The 3,071-nt window shown below is 60.6% G+C and carries 2 protein-coding genes and 1 pseudogene; all 3 read left to right on the top strand.

Annotation, left to right across the window (positions count from 1 at the left end; all coding sequences use genetic code 11):
* Window positions 1-624 (top strand): annotated as a pseudogene (locus EOA29_RS41760) (Curdlan synthase); the annotation flags it as partial.
* Window positions 625-1,180: 556 nt separating this feature from the next.
* The gene (locus EOA29_RS30765; protein ID WP_126093377.1) at window positions 1,181-2,104 is read left to right on the top strand and encodes a porin PorA family protein; all 924 of its coding nucleotides are present in this window, start codon (window positions 1,181-1,183) and stop codon (window positions 2,102-2,104) included.
* The coding region (locus EOA29_RS30760) for a cache domain-containing protein (RefSeq protein ID WP_145969889.1) at window positions 2,101-3,071 on the top strand (971 nt) is incomplete at its 3' end. The genes EOA29_RS30765 and EOA29_RS30760, both read left to right, overlap by 4 nt.

Genomic DNA, 3,071 nt, shown 5'->3' with positions numbered 1-3,071 from the left:
TTTCGGGTGACACCCAAGGGAAGCTCGAATGTCGACAACAAATTCGACGGCTACACCTTTGCCTGCCTGGCAATATTGATTGCGGCCACTGCGCTCGGACTTGTGATCAACATCATTCCGGAATGGGCGCGCATTCCTCCGGGGGAATTCTCGCCAGTCGCAATCTATTGGGCACTGGTGAACCTTGTGGTGCTCACGATTGCGGCGCTGATCTGTTTCGAGAAGACCAATCCCGCCTCCGAGAGCCTCCGTGCGGACGAGCCGGCGCGGTTTGGCGGCATCGCCGGGCGGGCTGTCAGCCTCACGCTCGGCAAAGCCGTGGTCGAAATCCCCATCGGAACCGACGTCGAGACCGGCAAGGTCGTCGAAGTAGCGCTGCACGGCGTCGAGCCCTTCGAAGCGGAACTCAGGGTTGTCACCAGGCGCGCACAGGGGAGACGCCGGGATACCAGCCCGTTCAAATATGGCCATCTCCATTACGATCTGACTGGAGCGGCGCGCGACCAGATGATCGTTAAGCTCTACACCGGCGACTACTCGCAGGATATCGAGGAGCTTCGGCGGCGGACCGTGGCCGCCGGCCTGTTCTCACGGACGTTCGGGCCGGACTATCAACGCGCATAGCCAAATCTCTCTGGCAATCATGCTCAGGGCCACGGCCGAGGGAAAAGCCGACATAGCTCATGCACCGCACGCGTCAGCGTCAGAGGTCGCTCCCGAGCTAACGCTTCTGGAGGGCCATGATCGTTTCGGCGATGCGGCGGCGGCTTCAGCTCTCCGACGTCAGCTCGTCCCGGACCAGCTGCGAGACTGTTGGCTGGTTTCGCTTCAGGTAGCGTGCGTTGATCGTCGCCTGGACGATTTCCTCCCGCTTCTCGTGCAGGCGATACAACCCTAGTCAGTTGTACCGGTGTGCCGACGCCGATCGTGCCAATGTCCCGACCTTGCCAAGGCCCGTTGCACCGGACCATCTGGTGCTTGAGGCGAAATCGTAAGCAAAATATTAGCTATTCTGCAGATAAGATAAGAGAATCCGCAAGGGGCAATAGATCCTTGATCTTGATAGCTCTGTGGGAAGCAGTTAACTTAGGACCGCTCGCAGATAGACTGAACGTATGCATGGAATATTGGTCTACATAGGAGCGATCCCGATTGCCGCTGGCGAGCCAAGGGAGCAACGATGGGAGCTGATGCTCCGCATGCATCGGCAATGGTGAATGCGCCGCAGGCGCGGCGCTGGATGCGTTTCCTGTGGGTCCTTGCGCCACCAATGCTCTTGATCGCTGCCGCAGCGATTGTTCGATTGAGCCTTGGACCGGTCTTGGAGAGGCTGCCGGCAGACTACACCGGTAGCGTCATACTCGAATCGGACAGCCGCTTTCGGCAGACGCCGGATGCGGCCTTCTCCGCGTTCCACCAGAACGGCCGTCGTGTCGACCAAGTGCTGAGCGCCACCGGCGACGTTGCCATCGTCCAGAGCCATATCGATTGGACGACCGACACCGGTGAGGTCAACTATCAAACCACGGGCCTTTATGGCGTCGATCGCAAGACCCGCCGGAATGTGGCGGGTTACGGCGACCTTAGCCGCAGCGGGCAATTCATGTTCCCGCCGCAGCTGAGAGACGTCGCTGATGAGGTCTGGGACCCCTATTATGGCGGTCCACGACACTTGGCTTTCGATCGCAATGAGGTGGTCGATGGTCTGGCGCTCGCAGTGTACCGCTTCACGATTGCGGACCTCGATGAGACCAAGACCTATGATTATCTTCCCGACGTACCCGAGCGCTTCGGGGTCGGGACTGACGGCGAAGGCTTTCTGTGGGTCGAGCCCGTCTCAGGTACCCTCGTCGACATGACGGATAATGGCCACAGCTTTTTCGTCGATCCAGCCACGGGGAAGTCGATAGGCGACTTTAGTGTCTGGCAGGCTAGATATTCCGCGCAGTCCAAGGCGGACCTGTTCGGCATGGCGACTTCGGTCCGACGGCGCATATTGGCGGCGAAGATCTGGCTGCCCGCTGCCCTTCTAGCGCTGGCTCTCGCCTGGTTGGGGATCGGTTTGCTGCGGCTTCGCCGCCGCGCGCGACCGAGTGCGGAATGAGCATGCGACCGCATGCAGATCCGCAAGAGCCCTTGCCGCTCTTGCGGCTTGGGATTTCACAAAAGCTTACCCTGCTTTTTGCGCTCTTCGCTGCAATTCTTCTCGGCGCGACCGGATGGCTGGCGTTCAACCAGGGCAGGGCGGCGCTTGAGAGCAGCGTAGTTGCCGAGGTCCAATCGCGTGCACTGGAAAAACAGGCCGCGATCGGGTCATGGCTTGACGGGCAGCTGAGCGAGCTGCGAGGGCTCAGCGAATCGCCCCACATTGTCGAAGACTTCAGCAAGCTTGCCGGTCTTCCTGCGGATGCGACGCCTGACGATTGGGCTGACTTCCGCGAAGATCTTGCAGCGCGCACCGGAGGGGGCGAGGACTTTGTGGCACTTTTCGTGATGGAACCGAAATCGGGCCGAGTCCTGACGGCAACGGATCCTACCGATCGCGGCCGCCAGGGCGCGGGTGAGCCTTATTTCACCAATGGCAAGAACCGCGCCGGCCTCTACCTGGTGCCGGACCGTTCAAGGAACCTCACCCTGTTGTCGCCGTTCTTGTCCGCGCCGCTTCGTGCCGGGAACGGCGCACTTGTTGCCGTTCTGGTCGCCCGTCTCGGAACGGAGAGTTTGGCTGGTACCGTCGATCGACGAGCGGGGCTCCGCGCGACCGACGAAGCATACTTGATCGACACGCATAAGCAGTTTGTCAACAGACCGCGCCTGCTGACCGACGCCGACGCGAGCACCATTACCTCGGACCGAAGCGTGGCGGCCCGGCTCTGTCTTGACCACAATGATGGGCTGGATCTCTCCAATGACTACCGCGGCGTTCCGGCGATCACCGTTTATCGCTGGATGCCGAAGTTTGGTTTGTGTCTCATCACAAAACTCGACAAGGCCGAAGCATTCGCCCCTGTTTATCAACTCGGCCAGAGCCTCGCGATCGCTGGTGGCCTGCTTTTGCTCGTCGCATCGGC

Origin of the sequence: Mesorhizobium sp. M1E.F.Ca.ET.063.01.1.1 (assembly GCF_003998155.1) — a bacterium.
Classification (GTDB): Bacteria; Pseudomonadota; Alphaproteobacteria; order Rhizobiales; family Rhizobiaceae; genus Mesorhizobium.
This window is presented reverse-complemented; position numbering and strand designations above follow the sequence as displayed.